The 15,039-nt window shown below is 65.6% G+C and carries 14 protein-coding genes; 3 read left to right on the top strand and 11 right to left on the bottom strand.

The window, feature by feature from the left end; genetic code table 11:
* Window positions 1–78: 78 nt before the first annotated feature.
* Window positions 79–387 carry a hypothetical protein gene (locus tag ACTJKQ_RS02105; RefSeq protein ID WP_056060049.1) on the bottom strand — a complete coding sequence of 103 codons (309 nt, stop codon included), beginning with the start codon at window positions 385–387 and terminating at the stop codon, window positions 79–81.
* A 461-nt stretch (window positions 388–848) separates the two neighbouring features.
* Here ACTJKQ_RS02105 and ACTJKQ_RS02100 point away from each other — a divergent pair, with 461 nt between their 5' ends.
* The 3 genes from ACTJKQ_RS02100 (at window position 849) to ACTJKQ_RS02090 (ending at window position 5,742) form a co-directional block, all read left to right on the top strand.
* On the top strand, window positions 849–4,334 hold the full coding sequence (locus ACTJKQ_RS02100; RefSeq protein WP_440595845.1) for an IPTL-CTERM sorting domain-containing protein: 3,486 nt from the start codon (window positions 849–851) through the stop codon (window positions 4,332–4,334).
* A gap of 158 nt (window positions 4,335–4,492) precedes the next feature.
* On the top strand, window positions 4,493–5,098 hold the full coding sequence (gene xrtH / locus ACTJKQ_RS02095; RefSeq protein WP_108497111.1) for an exosortase H: 606 nt from the start codon (window positions 4,493–4,495) through the stop codon (window positions 5,096–5,098).
* Window positions 5,099–5,124: 26 nt separating this feature from the next.
* A complete protein-coding gene (locus ACTJKQ_RS02090) occupies window positions 5,125–5,742 on the top strand; it encodes an exosortase H-associated membrane protein (protein WP_056059687.1) in 618 nt (205 codons plus the stop codon).
* A gap of 26 nt (window positions 5,743–5,768) precedes the next feature.
* Here ACTJKQ_RS02090 and ACTJKQ_RS02085 read toward each other — a convergent pair whose 3' ends face one another.
* From ACTJKQ_RS02085 to ACTJKQ_RS02040, 10 genes are all read right to left on the bottom strand, one after another.
* Complete coding sequence (locus ACTJKQ_RS02085; protein WP_056059686.1) at window positions 5,769–6,515, bottom strand: response regulator transcription factor; 747 nt, start codon at window positions 6,513–6,515, stop codon at window positions 5,769–5,771.
* A 164-nt stretch (window positions 6,516–6,679) separates the two neighbouring features.
* Window positions 6,680–7,738 (bottom strand): serine/threonine protein kinase, encoded by a 1,059-nt coding sequence (locus ACTJKQ_RS02080; RefSeq protein WP_440595844.1) that lies wholly within the window; start codon window positions 7,736–7,738, stop codon window positions 6,680–6,682.
* Between the two features lie 44 nt (window positions 7,739–7,782).
* A complete protein-coding gene (locus ACTJKQ_RS02075; protein WP_056059682.1) occupies window positions 7,783–8,877 on the bottom strand; it encodes a DUF2855 family protein in 1,095 nt (364 codons plus the stop codon).
* Between the two features lie 81 nt (window positions 8,878–8,958).
* On the bottom strand, window positions 8,959–10,395 hold the full coding sequence (locus ACTJKQ_RS02070; RefSeq protein ID WP_440595843.1) for a protein kinase domain-containing protein: 1,437 nt from the start codon (window positions 10,393–10,395) through the stop codon (window positions 8,959–8,961).
* Window position 10,396: 1 nt separating this feature from the next.
* A complete protein-coding gene (locus ACTJKQ_RS02065) occupies window positions 10,397–11,155 on the bottom strand; it encodes a metallophosphoesterase family protein (RefSeq protein WP_440595842.1) in 759 nt (252 codons plus the stop codon).
* A gap of 134 nt (window positions 11,156–11,289) precedes the next feature.
* Window positions 11,290–11,676: a DUF1304 domain-containing protein gene (locus ACTJKQ_RS02060; protein ID WP_440595841.1), complete on the bottom strand. Its 387-nt coding sequence runs from the start codon at window positions 11,674–11,676 to the stop codon at window positions 11,290–11,292.
* Window positions 11,677–11,949: 273 nt separating this feature from the next.
* Window positions 11,950–12,366: an organic hydroperoxide resistance protein gene (locus tag ACTJKQ_RS02055; RefSeq protein ID WP_056060042.1), complete on the bottom strand. Its 417-nt coding sequence runs from the start codon at window positions 12,364–12,366 to the stop codon at window positions 11,950–11,952.
* 72 nt (window positions 12,367–12,438) lie between these two features.
* On the bottom strand, window positions 12,439–12,903 hold the full coding sequence (locus ACTJKQ_RS02050; RefSeq protein ID WP_099731384.1) for a MarR family winged helix-turn-helix transcriptional regulator: 465 nt from the start codon (window positions 12,901–12,903) through the stop codon (window positions 12,439–12,441).
* Between the two features lie 269 nt (window positions 12,904–13,172).
* Window positions 13,173–13,991, bottom strand: a complete 819-nt coding sequence (locus ACTJKQ_RS02045) for a crotonase/enoyl-CoA hydratase family protein (RefSeq protein WP_440595840.1) — start codon at window positions 13,989–13,991, stop codon at window positions 13,173–13,175.
* A gap of 81 nt (window positions 13,992–14,072) precedes the next feature.
* Complete coding sequence (locus tag ACTJKQ_RS02040; RefSeq protein ID WP_440595839.1) at window positions 14,073–14,921, bottom strand: 3-hydroxybutyryl-CoA dehydrogenase; 849 nt, start codon at window positions 14,919–14,921, stop codon at window positions 14,073–14,075.
* Window positions 14,922–15,039 lie beyond the last annotated feature (118 nt).

Genomic DNA, 15,039 nt, shown 5'->3' with positions numbered 1-15,039 from the left:
GGGGCTGGGAAGCCATTCAAAGTGAAACCCCGGGGCTGGATTGCTCCCGGGGTTTTCTTTGGCCACTGCGGGGCCAGCTCACTCCAGCGGCTGAGCCTGCTCCAGCAGCCGCGCATACACCTGGTTGCGCTCTTGTGGGGCTGCATCCATCAAAGTCTTGAGGGCCTCATCGGGTAGCCGCATGCCGCGACGCCGGTCGGTTGCCACTGGCAGATTGCGCCAGCCGGAGAGCACCAGCCAGTCCCACAACTCCCCCGAAATCCGATGGGTGACCGCCATCTTCAGCGCCTCCCGTTGGATGTCCGTGCCGACCGCAGGCACCTGCCCCACCGGCGCGGGGCGGCGTGTCTGTCGGATCGAAAAAACGTTGCGTATCCAGTCCTTCATGGGCGGGGGGGGCGTGTTGATAGGGTGCAGCATAGCCCACCGTGTTGGCTTTGCTCAAGCCTCACGGGCCTTGCATAACGCCGCACAACGCTGCCGTCCGCAGCGGAGTTCACTGCGTTGGCGTGCGCGGAATGTCCTGCGCTCCAACGCGTGAATCACTGAAGCCCTGATGGCCTGCGCGGGCCAAGGAAACCAAGGGCCGCGCCTTCTCCCGCCGAATTGATCACCACAGCACTGCACGCGAGTGGTGCGAACGATACGCATTGCGTCACGCAATGGTTAACGATTGTTGCCCCGCAGCAATGCGCCTGTTTCGTGGCTAGATTCGAGTGCTGCTTCAGCCACCAAGGCTGGGCTTCTTCGCGGTCTCCCCTCACACCGATTTTTACCAACCCGAAAAGGGGCTGGTGAGGTTGCGGCGTGGCCAAAAACTTGAGCTGTTCATCACTTCAGGACCAACTATGTTCAATCCGTTGTCGCGCCTCTTTGTGGGCGCGCATCCGCCCAGTAGACAGATGCAGGAATTTGACGGTACTACGCAGCCCGAGCAGGGCATGCGCCATCAACGCTGGGCGGCGAAATCCCGCCGGGCATCCCGCGCCTTGCGCCGGTTTGGCTGGCTGCTGCTGGCGAATGGACTGGTCGCGGGCGCTGCCCTGGCGCAGTCTGCGGACCTGGTGGTGAACCACGCAGACTCTCCGGACCCGGGCCCAGCTGGCGGCATCTTCACGTACACGCTGCGCATCGACAACAACGGACCCAATGGGGCGGTGGGTGTCACGTTGACAGACACCTTGCCCGCAGGTTCCGTCTTCATTGATGTGAACACGACCGCAGGCACCTGCAACCAGGCTGGCGGCACGGTCAGTTGCGCCTTGGGCGACATTCCGTTCAATGCCAATCAAACGGTGACGGTGCGCGTGCGCTTGCCTTCGGCTGGGGTGTGGACCAACACCGCCACGGCGGGCAGCACCACTGCAGACCCCAACGCCAGCAATAACGTCAACAGCATCCAGGCCACAACGGCCACGCAAGCGGCTGACCTTTCGGTGTCTGCAGTTCCGTCTGTTGCCAGCGTGAATGCAGGCCAAGCTTACAGCTACGCATTGCAGGCTACCAACCAGGGGCCGGACGCGGCAGATGGCAGCCAGAGCATTAGCTTCACCGTGCCTGCCGGGGCTTTGATCACCGCAGCACCCTCGGGCAGTGGCTGGTCGTGCACGCCGTCCAGCGGCTATCCGCTGAGCAGTGGCAACGTGAGCTGTACCCGCTCGGGCACCTTGGCGAACGGTGCCACCACCTCGGTGTTGACCGTGCCTGCTGTGTCCAATGTGAACGGCACTGTGACTGCCGCATTTGCTGTGGCTGGCCGCAAGCCAGACAGCGCGACCATGCCGGATGGGGATTTGACCAACAACACGGTCACTGTAGATGTGGCCTCCAACGCTGGAGCGGATGTGTCGGTCACCAAGACGGCCGCCAGTTCCAACGTGGCGCAGGGTGCCAACGTGGTGTACACCCTGACGCCCCGCCTCAATGGCGGCATGTCGCTGGTAGGGCAGGTCGTCACGGTGACCGACACCTTGGGGGCGGGGTTGACCTTTGTTTCTGCGACGGGCTCCGGATGGACATGTGATGCCACCATCACCTGCACCCGGTCCGAGTACACGGGCGCCAACTTCAGCAACATGCCCGCGATTACCGTGACAGCCACGGCGGATAACACCGGGGTGTTGAGCAACACGGCGGGTGTCAGCACCGCGCTGCCCGACCCTGTGCCTGGCAACAACAGCGCCACGGCCAATGTCACGTCCAGCAACGACGCAGACATGCGGTTGACCAAAACGGCGAGCATCAACCCGGTGGTGCCCAACCAGCCATTCAACTACACACTGACAGCACGCAACACCGGCCCCTTGGCCATCCCGGCGGGCCAGACCATCACCATCACAGACCAGGTTCCGGCGGGGGTCACCCTCAACACCCTCGTCAGCGCGACCGGATGGACCTGCGATGCTTTGCCGTTTGCAGGGCCTGGTGCATGGAACTGCTCTCGCTCCACTGCGTTGTCGGCCAACACCGACGCGCCTGTGGTCACCGTCTCTGCCATGCTGACCGGCACCGGTACGGCCACCAACAACGCCTGCGTGGCCCTGGGGGCAGGCGTACGGGTGGACAGCAATGCCGCCAACAACTGTGCGGGGGTCGGCGTCACATCGACCGCAACGCAGGCCGATCTGCGGGTGGTGTCTAAAACGGCGTCGCCCACCACCGTGGTGGCCGGCGAGAACCTGACCTATGTCATCACCGTGGAGAACCTGGGCCCTGCAACGGCCACCAATGTGGTGGTGTCGGACACGTTGGCCAGCCTGGTCAATACGGGGGGCTTTCAGTCTGCTACAGCCTCGCAGGGCTCTTGCACGCCCAACGGGGTGACCAACGGGACTTCGCAGAACCTGAGCTGTTCTCTGGGCACCCTGGCAGCAGGTGCACAAGCGACGGTGACCCTGGTGGTACGTCCCAATATCGCAGCTACCGGAAATCGCACGAACACGGCCACCGTGCGGTCCACCGATGTGGGCGATCCTGATCAATCCAACAACAGCGGCAGCGTGACCAGCCAGGTCACCGCCCTGGTGGATGTCACGGCTGCCAAGACCGCGACCCCCTCCTCCGTGGCTGCCGGAGCACCGATCACCTTCGTGGCGACGATCGGAAACACCGGGCCGTCCACCGCGCAAACGGTGCAGATGGTGGACACCTTGCCCTCCAACGCCGCCTTCATCGAGCTGGTCACCGTCAGCGGCGGTGGATCCTGCTCGCCGATCACGGCGGGCACCGTCGGAGGAACCCTCACCTGCACCTGGACGAGCATCACGGCGGGCTCGCAGCAGACGGCCACCTATCGCATGCGGCCCCTGGGCAACGCTGCGGGCAGCAACGTCGTCAACAGCATCGCTGCAACCACTGCCACTGCCGAGTCCAACACGAGCAACAACAGCGCAACCACCACGACACCCGTCACGGCCGCACAGCTCGATATCCTGGTGAACAAGGTGGACAGCGCCGACCCGGTGGACCTGGGGCAACCGACCACCTACACCATCACCATCAACAACAGCGGACCTTCCTATGGGACCAATGTGGTGATGACGGACATCTTCCCGGCCCCAGGCTCGGCGCCGACCGCGACGTTCAGCTACCAAGGTGCGTTGACCGTGAATGCGGGGGGCGTGTGTACCGAGCCGACCGTGGGCGCTACCAGTGGCACGCTGCGCTGCGTTTTCCCAGGCCTTAACAGTGGCCAGACGGCAACGGTGACCTATGCCATGCGTGCGGAGACGCTCACGGTGGCGGGTGCCACCAGCGGCACGGCCTTCAACCGGGCCAGCGTGACCGTGGACGAGACGGAAACCACCCTGGCCAACAACGTGGTCACGCATGACACCACTGCGCGCCGCTTTACCGTGGCGACCGATCTGGCCCTGGTCAAGTCAGCACCTGTGGGGCCTTTGGCGCCTGGCGCATCGCTCAACTACACACTGACGGTCACCAACAACGGCCCTCTGGCCAGCGATGGCGCACAAGTGGTGGATGTGCTACCTGCGGGGGTGAGCTTTGTCTCGGCCGTTGGCTGCGTGAATGCGGCAGGCACAGTGCGGTGCGCGATCGGGCCCCTGGCAGTGGGGGCTTCGCGGACCTTCACGCTGGTGACAGCGCTGGCATCGCCCTATACCGGCGCACGTCCGCTGGTCAACACAGCCACGCTGGATGCGCCGGGTGACACCAATCCCGGCAACAACTCCAGCACCACCACCACCACGGTGTCGGTGTCGCCCAGCGGGACCAGCAGCATTCCAACCTTGTCGGAGTGGGGGCTGATCATCCTGTCCACCCTGCTGGGCCTGATGGCTTGGGGGCAGGCGGCACGGGGGCGTCGTCGCTGACCGCTTCGCAGTAGTCCCCCTCGGCGCTTCGCACATCTGCGAAGCGCTCCGGCTGGTGTCGGCCAGCACGCACCAAGGCGTGCTGGCCGCTTTTTTGTTTGTCGATAATGGAAGCTTCGCCTGAATCTTTGCAGGCAGCTTTGTTGTCCAAGAGTTCCATGCTGCGTTTTTTTCTGACCTTTGTACTGCTTCAGCTTTCCCTTTTTGGCATCAACATGCTGGGCGTGGTACAGCAGCATGTGGTTCTTCCGTGGACGGAGTTGCTGGCGCGCGCCTGCGTGGCGTTGGTCATGCTGTTTGACGAAACCGCTGCGGCGGCGGGCAAGGTGCTTTGGAACACCGCGACCGGCTTTGGTGTTTCGATCGAGCCCGGATGCAACGGCATCGAAGCCTGCATCGTGCTGTTTGCTGCCGTGATGGCGTTCCCCTCGTCCTGGCGCCACAAGCTGGTGGGCCTTTTGGTCGGCTTTCTGGCGGTGCAAGGGCTCAACGTGGTGCGGGTGATCAGTCTTTTCTACCTCGGGCAGTGGAACACGCAAGTGTTCAACTTTGCGCACGAGTACCTGTGGCAGGCACTCATCATGCTGGACGTGCTGGTTGTCTGGCTGCTCTGGGTGCGCGCAGGCAGCAAGTCGCAGGAAGCGTCCGGGCCTCCATCGCCGCCTGAAGATCCACCTGCGCCCCCGGCGTACTCCGCAGTCTCTCCAAAGCCTGCCGACCCGCTGGTGAGCGCGTCTCTGGACCTGTCGCCGCCCGTGCGATGAGCCGAAAGCGAAGGAACGGACTGCCCATGCGCCGACTCTCTCCCTTGACGATCTTCATGCTGTCTGCCTTCGGGTGGATCGTGGCCCTGACGACTGTGTGGTCGCAGGTGTCCGCATGGACTTCCTACCCCGTGGGGGTGCTTTCGCACATGGCGCTGGAGCAGAGTGCGCCGATGTGGGTGCGGCAGGTGCATCTGTCGCCGGGCACCATGGAGGTGGATACCGCGATCTCCGTGCCTGTTCCCGACGCGGGCGGGCGACGCGGGGAGATCACCATCGATGTCAGCACAGCACGCTACGCCTACGGGCTGCCGATCTTCATTGCGCTGCTGCTGGCGGCCCGAGGCCGGGGGCGCCTGGGCCGTGCGGCTGCAGGGTATGTCCTGCTGCTACCGGTCCAGGCATTCAGTCTGACGATGAGCGCCCTGATGCAAATGGTGTTGGCCGCCCAGGCAGACATCCGTCTGCTCAGGGTATCTCAGTGGCAAATGGAGGCCATTGTGTATGGCTACCAGCTGGGCTCTCTGGTGCTGCCTACGCTGGTACCTATCCTGCTGTGGCTGTGGATGGACCGTAAATTTGTGAACGATGTGCTGATCCGCAGCTGGCGCGATTCGCTGCCGCCTGCCACGTCCTCGCCTTGAGCCTGGCCAGCGGGCACTGCCGGCCACTACCCTGAAAGTGTTTCGGTGGTCGCGGCGCGTTGCTGCCCAGGGGCGCGGTGGAGGGCTGGTGCGCCCACAGGATCCAGCCGGTACCCCATCCCATAAATCGCTGAGATCGTGTAGCCGTTGTTCTCGGTCAGCTCCAGCTTCGTGCGCAGGCGTGACATGTGGGTGTCGAGCGAGCGCGAGGGGGTTTCGGCGCTGTCGCCCCAGACGGCTTCGCGCAGGTGGGTGCGGGACAGCAGGCGCCCCGCGTTACGGAACATGAACAGGGCCAGTTCGTACTCGCGGTGCTTGAGTTCGATGGGCTGGCCGTGCACGCTCAGAGAGCGCTTGTCGGCGTCAAAACAGTAGGCGCCGAAGGTCATGCGGGCGCCCATGCTTTCGGGGTAGGCGCGGCGCAGCAGCGCTGTGATGCGGGCCACGAGTTCGCCCATGCGCAGGGGCTTGCTCATGAAATCGTCGGCACCGCGCGAGAGCGCTTCGACCACGTCGCGTTCATCGTTGCGGCGGGTGATGAACAGGATTGGCAACTGCATGCCGCTCATGTCGCGCACGGTCTGTACGACCTCGGTGCCCTCCATGTCCGGCAGGTGCCAGTCGACGATCAGCAGGTCGAAGGTGTCGTGCCGCAGGGCCTTCAGCAGACTGGTGCCGTCGGCGTAGGTGTGGCACACATGGTGGTGGCATTCCAGGGTGCCCTTGATCTGCTCCAGCAGGAGAAGGTCGTCGTCAAGGACTGCGATGCGCATGTTGGTGGGCTCTGGGCCGGGGGCCGTGAAATCAAAGAAACACCTCTTTGGGGAAGAGGTGCCTTGATGGTGCCCCACATCGGGCAGCTGTGCGCAGGGGTTGACAATCGTTTGCAATGGCCTGGCCTGCGCTGGTGGGGCCTGTCCCCGCCCGGTCCACCTTGTCAGGCCACCAGCGGTTCTTCCTCCATCGCCTCGATCTGCTCGATCAGCATGTCCACCTGCCCGCGCCAGTAGTCGCTGCTGCCAAACCAGGGAAAGTTCACCGGGAAGATCGGGTCTTGCCAGCGGCGCGCGAGCCAGGCGCTGTAGTGGATCAGGCGCAAGGTGCGCAGCGGTTCGATGAGCGCCAGCTCGCGGCGGTCGAAGCTGCGGAACTGCTCGTAGCCGTCGATCAGGGCGCCGAGCTGGTGGGTGCGCTGGCGCCGGTCTCCCGACAGCAGCATCCACAGATCCTGCACGGCCGGACCCATGCGTGCGTCGTCCAGGTCCACAAAGTGCGGGCCGCCGCGGCCCCATTCATCCAGCGGGGTCCAGAGGATGTTGCCGGGGTGGCAGTCGCCGTGCAGGCGGATCATGGTGGCATTGTTCAAGCCAAATTGGCCTGTAGCGCTAGTGGAATATGCGCTGGTAGCTATCAAATCAAGAGCTTTGTCGCACTGGGCCTTCCAGGCGGCTTGCATGTCGAGCGGAATGATCTCGTTCATCAGCAGCCAGTCGCGCGATGCCGTGCCGAAGGTGGCCAGGTCCAGCGTGGGTCGGTGTGCAAAGGGCTGGGCGGCGCCCACGGTGTGGATGCGGGCCAGAAAGCGGCCGATCCATTCCAGCACCTCGAAGTCGTCCAGCTCGGGCTGGCGCCCGCCGCGCCAGGGGCTGACGGAAAACGCAAAGCCATTGTGCTGGTGCAGGGTGGTGCCGTTCAGCACCAGCGGGCCCACGGCGGGCACCTCGGCGGCCATCAGCTCGGCGGCAAAGGCGTGTTCTTCGAGGATCTGCGCCTCGCTCCAGCGGCCTGGGCGGTAGAACTTGGCCACCACGCGCTCGCCGTCTTCCAGCGTCGCCTGGTACACCCGGTTTTCGTACGACGACAGGGCCATGAGGCGGCCATCGCCGTACAGGCCCACGCCAGCCAGTGCGTCCAGCACTTGGTCGGGGGTGAGGCGGGCGTAGGGGTGCTGGTCGTTGGCGGGGTTGGTAGCGGTATCGGGCGACAATGGGGTCATGCCCCATTGTCGCCGCCAAGCCCTTGGCCGCCGGGTTGCGGGCTTTAAGCGGGCAGCATCGTCGCGATATGCCCCGCGCGCGGGTCGCCGCTGCCCGCCAGCACGCTGGCGAACAGGGTTTGCGTGGCCTGGGGACCCGCATGGCGCTGCACCACCAGCCAGGGCTGCGGCCCCGACGACACGGCGGTGCTGAACTGGTTCCACGCCGCCACCAGGCGCTCGTTCAGGCCCTGGGCGCCCCAGTCGGTGTGGCGCTTCTTGACCTGGGCGGGCGCAAAGAACATCACCGGGCGCGGGCCGGGCAGCTGGCCTGCGCCGCCCAGGTCCTGCACGTGGCTGGCGCCCACCGAGCAGCTGTAGGCCAGGCCCGTGAAGTGGGCGTGGATGCGCTGGCGCAGGCCCACGCTGCCCGCAAAGTCGATGTAGACGCTGGGTGTGGCGCCGTCGATCTGGTCCAGTGCGTCGTAGGTGACCACGCGGCTGTAGCAGCCCAGGCTTTCGCAAAACGCCACATTGCCGGGCGAGGTGAGGCCAATGACCTCGATGCCGTCGCGCTGTGCAAGCTGGAAGGCGGTGCCGTAGGCCGTTTTGCTCGACGCGCTTGACAGCAGCATGCGCCGGGCGCCAAAGAACTGCTGGTCCGCCAGAAAATCGTCGATGAGCCACGAGGTGATGAACAGTGGCCGCAGGAGCGCCTGCACGTCCTCGTTGTCGGCGCGGTACAGCCCGTCGGTGCTGGTGCGCAGGTAGTGGTTGTAGACCGCATGCAGGCCCGCGCGGTGCGGGGCGCCGTCGCTGAAGCCCGTGGGGTTGACACGCTGGGGCGACAGCACGGCCTGGCTGGCCATGGGCCAGTAGCCATACAGCCGCTCGCCCACCGCCACGGCCGGGTGCAGCGACTGCACCACGGTGCCGAAGCCCCACACAGGCACGATGCCCCAGCCGGCCTCGCCGGTGGGGAAGAACTGCCAGTAGTTCAGCATGTCGCCCAGCGCGGCATAGGTGATGTTGTTGGCCGTGAGGGCAAACGACTCGACCCGCACGCGGACCTGGCCCTCGGCCAGCGGGGTGTCGTCGGTGGTCAACAGGCGGGTGGTGGCCAGCTGGTCCTGGCGCACGAGAAGGATGGTGGTGCTCATGCCGCGACGCTAAACCAAAGCGGGCGTGCGCTCAAGCGGCGCGCGCCGCCTGGGCGACACAGGCTCCGTGTGCCGAAGTGTTCAATCGGTTGTGGGCTGGGCCAGTTGCTCGAATGGCAGCGCCTGCTTGACCAGGATGACGGTGCAGGGCGCATCGCGCGCCACGCGCATGGGCACCGTGGCAAAAAAGCGCTGGGTTTGCAGCCCGTGAGTGGCGGCGCCCAGGATCATCATGCTTACGTGGTTGCTGGCCGCATAGCGCACCAGCGCCTGGGCCACGTCGCTCGCTTCGAGCACGTGGTAGCTCACGGCATGCCCGGTCAGGTCCAGCCCCTGGGCCCACTGGCGCAGGCGCGCCATGTGCTGGCGGTGCAGCGTGGTTTCGCTGCGCTCGCTGTCGCTGGTGCTGCTGGCGCCGGGCGACACCACCGTCACGCAGGCCAGCCGTGCGCCGGGGCGGATGCCCAGCGAGCGGGCCACGGCCTGGCGCAGCGAGTACAGCGTGGCATCGCTCACATCGGCATGGGGCACGGCGACCATGAGGATGGGCGTGTCTTCGATCTGCTGCGAGGGCAGGGGGCTGGGGGTGTAGTGCATGCCCGCTGCGCGCAGCCAGCGTCGCAGGTGGGTGCGCAGCGGCGTGCGCTCGGTGCGCTCGCCGCGTTCGGTGATGAGTACCTGCTCGGGGTTGGACAGGTCAAACGCCAGGTGCGCGGCCGAGGGGTAACGGCTTGCGGCCTCGGGCTCCAGGCAGCGCAGGATGACTTCCTGCAGCCAGGGCGGGATGTCGGCCCGGTGCTTGCGCGGCGGCGCGGGCGTCATCCACAGGCGCTGGCGCATGCCGCCGCTGGTGGTGGGGGCGCCAAAGGGCAGCTCGCCGGTGGCCAGCTCGTACAGCATCACGCCGATGGCAAAGATGTCGCTGCGTGGGTCGCCGCGCACGCCCACCACCTGCTCCGGTGCGATCCAGGCGGGCGAGCCCACGGCCTGGCGCATTTCCTCGGCCAGCAGGTCCGGGTAGTGGGCGTGGCACGAGAGGCCAAAGTCCAGCAGCACGGCCGTGCCGTCTTCCTTGACTAGCACATTGGCCGGTTTGAGGTCCAGGTGGCACACGTTCTGCTGGTGCAGGCTGTGCGCGGCGCGCGCCGTGGCCGCGCCCAGGCGGGCTATGGTCGTGATGTCGCAGCGCCCGGGCGCATCCAGCCAGTGCTGCAGCGTCTGGCCGGGGATGTATTCCATCACCAGGTAGGGCAGCCGCACCAGGTCGCCCGCCGCCACAAAACGCGGCACATGCGGGCCGCTGAGCACGGGCAGGATCTGCAGCTCGACCTCGAAGCTCACGATGTTCTCGGCCCCGTCACCCGCCGTCATGCGCGGGATCTTCATCGCCATGGCAAAGCCGGGGCTGCGGTCGGCCTGCGCGTATTCCACGGCGTAGATGTGGGCCATGCCGCCCGCGTGGATGCAGTCCACCACGCGGAAGCCGTCGATCTCGGTGCCGGGCTCCAGCAGTTTCATGTCACTGGCCTTTTTCGAGCCGATCGGCGTAGAAGCCGGGCAGGCCCGCCGCGCGGATGGCGGCGGCGGCGGCCAGGTGGTCGTAGGGCACGCGGTAGAAGGTGATCTGCTTGGCGGTGTCGTCGAACAGCGCGTACATGGCGCGTGCATCGCCGTCGCGCGGCTGGCCCACCGAGCCCACAATGCCCAGCCACTGGCGGTGCGTTGGCACGGGCACCGGCACGCCGGGCTCGGGCGCAAAGCGCATCAGCTTGGCCGTGGGCGTGAGGAAGTACAGCACCTGCTCGTGCACATGGCCGCAGAACACATAGCGGATGGCGGGGTCGATGCCTTGCGCTGCGGTCATGCTGCGCTCGGCGGCGTTGGAGTCCTCCACATACCGCCACTGCGCGGGCATGTCGGCACTCGCGTGCACCAGCAAGGCGCTGCTGCCCAGCCGCGCCGTGAGCGGCAGCGACTGCAAAAAGGCGATGTGGCTGTTGCCGAGCTGGTCGTGCGTCCATTGCGCGCCCAGCTCGCTGCGGTTGCGGGGGTTGGCAGGCGGCGCCAGGGCCATGGCGTCGTGGTTGCCCAGCACACACAGGGCGCCCTGCTGGGCCAGGTCGCGCACCTGTTCCACCACCGCGACTGGCTCGCCACCGTAGCCCACCAGGTCGCCCAGCAGCGCAAATTGTTCGGCGCCCTGTGCGCAGGCGTGTTGCAGGCAGGCGTCCAGGGCCTGGCGGTTGGCGTGGATGTCGGACAGCAGGGCGATTTTCATGGGGTTGTCTCCAACCCCATCATCGCGCGCATGCCTGAATGGCAGCTTGCAGGCCGCCGTGCTTTCCCGGATTCAAAACAAAAATAGCTGCCAGCGCTTGTTGATCAAGCGCTGGCAGCTATGGTTTTGGTAGCTCAGAGGCTGCGCTGTGCGGCGGCTTTTTTGTCCAGCGCCAGCACCAGGCCCAGCGCAATGATCGCGGGCAGCGCCTGGCTGAAGAAGATCTTGGGCGCTGCGGTGGCGGCGCCAAATACCCCAGCCACGATCACGCAGGCCAGGAAGAAGATCTTGAACACCCGGTTGCCGGTGAACAGCCCCCAGAACAGGCCTGCCGCCAGAAAACCGTTGTACAGCCCCTGGTTGGCCGCCAACGTGGTGGTGGCGTCGGCCAGCTCCTGGGTCAGGTTGAAGGTCTTCATGCCCAGGGGCTTGTTCCAGAAGAACATTTCGAGCACGAGGATGTACACATGCTCGATGGCCACCAGGGCCACCGCGATGCGGGGAGGCAGCTGGCGGCTCATGGTGCAGAACGTGTTGGCGGCCTCGCAGCGGCCGCGTTGGAGCGCAATCGGGATGAGTGGATGCGTCGGGTGCGCCGCATGGGCTCATGCCCATGCAAGCAGCCGGGGCGTTCAATCGCCCGATTTCGCTCCAACCCTTCGGGCAGTGGCCTTTGCGGGTGGTCTGCGGCGTTGCGGCACTTGCCAATAGCCGAGCTATTGGCTGCGCACCGCGCCTTGCATCCCCTCCCGCAAAGACCGCTGCGCGGCCACTGAGAGGTCGTCAACACGTTCTCAGACGATCGTGATGGTCACGTCGATGTTGCCGCGCGTGGCGTTGGAGTAGGGGCAGACCTGGTGGGCTGCGTCTACCAGCTTCTGGGCCGTGGCCTTGTCCAGGCCGGGCAGGCTGATGGCCAGGCGGGCAGCGATGCCGTAGGCGTTCGGGATGGGGCCCAGGTCCACTTCGGCGTCGATGGACACATCCTGGGGCACGGGGATGCCGATCTTGCCACCCACAGCCTTCATCGCGCCGATGAAGCACGCTGCGTAGCCGGAGGCAAACAGCTGCTCGGGGTTGGTGCCGGTGCCGGACGTACCAGGCGAGGACAGCTTGACGTCCAGGCGGCCGTCATCGGTCTTGGCGGCGCCATCGCGGCCACCGGTCACGTGCGACTTGGCGGTGTACAGGACTTTTTCGAGTGTGGTCATGGTGTCTTCCTTGCGGTTGTTGCCCACTGGCGGGCGGTGGAGGGAATCGGTTCTTGCGTTGTCTGCAGGCCGTCAGCGTTGCTCGCTGAGCCGGTCTCGCAGCTGCTTGAGTTCGGTGGTCAAGGTGGTCAGCTCGGCAATCGAGCACTGGCTGCTTTGCAGCACGCACGGTGGAATGGCTTCGGCCTGGTTGCGCAGCGCGCGGCCTTGTGACGTGAGGGTGATGCGCACACGGCGCTCGTCCTGCACATCGCGCAACCGGGCAATGTGGCCCTGCGCCTCCAGGCGCTTGAGCAGCGGCGTGAGCGTGCCGGAGTCCAGAAACAGGCGCTCGCCCAGCTCGGAGACGGTCACGCCATCCTGCTCCCACAGCACCAGCATCACGAGGTACTGGGGGTAGGTCAGGCCGATCTGGTCGAGCAGCGGTTTGTACAGCTTGGTCATCGCCAGCGAGGCGGAATACAGCGCAAAGCAGACCTGGTTGTCCAGCCGCAGGATGGCGGGGCTGGGAGTGTGGGGTGTGCTGTGGCTGGGCATGGAGTGAATTGTGGGTGCAAATTCAATTGTGTGCAATTGAATTGTGAAAAACTTTGTTAATGGATGGGATTGTGTGGGTGGGGGAGCGGCGCCGCGCCATCGGTGCTATTCGCGCGCTCCGCTGGCGCATGTGGGGGCGCCGCGTCCACGGCGCCCTCAGGGGTGCTATCAATAGTGAAGCTGCTAGCGCATGATTTATCTGCGCTAGCGGTCGATTTGGCTTGAAATCTGGCGCGTGGTGGTTCTGGCGGCGACGCACCACCAGGACCTCAGCGCCCGCTGAACTGCGCGGGCCGGCGCTCGACAAACGCGCGCACGCCTTCGGCCGCATCCTCGCTGTTGGCCAGTTCCTTCTGCACCGGGATGAAGTCCGCCACCGCAGCCGCCTGGCCTTGCTCGATGGCCTTGAGCACATTCAGGCGAGTGGCGACCACCGCACGCGGCGCCTGTGCGGCAATGCGCTGGGCGATCGCCAATGCCTCGTCCAGCTCCTGGCCAGCCGGCACCACTTTCTGCACAAAGTTCAGGCGGTACGCCTCAGCGCTGCCAAACTCGTCGGCCGTCAGCAGGTGCAGCAGCGCATTGCCCGTGCCCGCGCGCTCGGCCATGCGCAGCGTGGCGCCGCCCGTGGCCATGATGCCGCGCTGCACCTCCATCTGCGAGAAGCGGCAGTTGTCGGCGGCCACCACGATGTCGGCACCCAGCATCAGCTCGATGCCCACGGTGAAGCAGATGCCCTTGACCGCCACCACCATGGGCTTGGTGCGGCGCCGGTAGCCGGGCAGGCCGTAGTCATGGGGCTCCACCAGGCCTTCGGGGATGGCTTTTTCGCCGCGCTGCATGTAGGCGCTCACAGCGGGCAGGTCGAGCCCTGCGGTGAAATGGTCGCCAAACGCATGCAGCACGCCCACGCGGAGCTGCGGGTCATCGTCGAGCCGGGTATAGGCCTCGGCTAGCTGGCGGAACATGGGGGGTGTCCAGCCATTGCGCTTGGCAGGCCGGTTGATGCCGATCAGCAGCACATGGCCGATGACCTGGGTGTCGATGTTGCCCTCGGGCGGGGGCGTAGTGGGGGTGATGTTTGTCATGGGCGCAGGTCTCCTGGCCCATGATTGAAAACGCAATGGAAACCGCGCGCCGTCCCCCGAGGGACAGCGCGCTGACGGCCGTCAGTAGGTGTAGACGCCTTGCCCAGTCTTGCGGCCCAGGCGGCCTGCGGCCACCATTTCCTTGAGCAGCGGGCAGGGGCGGTATTTGCTGTCGCCAAACTCGGTCAGGTACACATCCATCACGGCCAGGCACACGTCCAGGCCGATCATGTCCGCCAGCGCCAGCGGGCCGATGGGCTGGTTGCAGCCCAGCTTCATGCCCGCGTCGATGTCCTCGGGCGTGGCCAGGCCCTCGGCCAGCACGAAGAAGGCCTCGTTGATCATGGGTACCAAGATGCGGTTGACCACAAAGCCGGGCGCGTTCTTCACGGTGATGGGGCTCTTGCCCAGGGCCTCGGCCAGGGCCTTCACGGCGTCGTGCGTGGCGTCGCTGGTCTGCAGGCCGCGGATGATCTCCACCAGCGCCATCATGGGCACGGGGTTGAAGAAGTGCATGCCGATGAACTTGTCGGCGCGGCTGGTGGCGGCCGCCAGCTTGGTGATGGAGATCGAGGACGTGTTCGATGCGATCAGCACCCCGGGGCCCACGAGGGCATCCACCTGCTTGAGGATCTTGAGCTTGAGTTCGTAGTTTTCGGTGGCGGCCTCGATCACCAATTGCGCGGCTTTGAGGTCGTCGTAGCTGGTGGAGGTCTTTATGCGGCCCAGCGCGGCGGCCTTGTCGGCCTCGGTGATTTTTTCCTTCTTGATCAGGCGGTCCAGGCTGCCGGCCACGGTGGCCAGGCCTTTTTGCACTGCAGCATCGGAGATATCAACCATCACCACGTTGATGCCCGACACCGCACAGGCCTGTGCAATGCCGTTGCCCATGGTGCCTGCGCCGATGATGCCTACGGTCTGAATCGTCATATAGAGAGCCCTCTTCAAAGTGAAACGGATGGCCGGAATGGTAAGGGGAATCGCACGACCGTTCGGTTATCGTGCGTCAAACCTGAACCAACAAGCCGCTGCGCAGCATGGCGGAGGA

Origin of the sequence: Acidovorax sp. 22279 (assembly GCF_052045435.1) — a bacterium.
Taxonomy (GTDB): Bacteria; Pseudomonadota; Gammaproteobacteria; order Burkholderiales; family Burkholderiaceae_C; genus Acidovorax; species Acidovorax delafieldii.
Note: the sequence above shows the minus strand (reverse complement) of the source record. Positions and strands in the feature narration are given on the sequence as shown.